1 pseudogene is annotated in these 344 nt (G+C 72.7%); it reads left to right on the top strand.

What is annotated here, in order from left to right:
• Nucleotides 1–344, top strand: a pseudogene (locus G3N93_RS42585) (amino acid dehydrogenase); the annotation flags it as partial.

The following is a 344-nucleotide window of genomic DNA, read 5'->3' as shown; positions in this document are numbered from 1 at the left end:
GCCGTACCGCCTGCTCTCCGCCGACGAATGCGCGGTGCTCGAGCCGTCGGTGCCGGCCGAGCCCGGCTTCGCCGGCGGCGTGCTGCTCGAGACCGAACGCACCGGCAATTGCCCGCTGTTCGCGAAACTGGTCAAGCAGACGCTCGACGAGCACGGCGTGCAGTTCCGCTTCGGCGCGGAACTCGCCGCGATCCGCGTCGCCACCGGACCCGCCCCGGCCGTACCGCCTGCTCTCCGCCGACGAATGCGCGGTGCTCGAGCCGTCGGTGCCGGCCGAGCCCGGCTTCGCCGGCGGCGTGCTGCTCGAGACCGAACGCACCGGCAATTGCCCGCTGTTCGCGAAA

This window comes from Burkholderia sp. Se-20378, assembly GCF_017104665.1.
GTDB classification, from domain to species: Bacteria; Pseudomonadota; Gammaproteobacteria; order Burkholderiales; family Burkholderiaceae; genus Burkholderia; species Burkholderia lata.
This window is presented reverse-complemented; position numbering and strand designations above follow the sequence as displayed.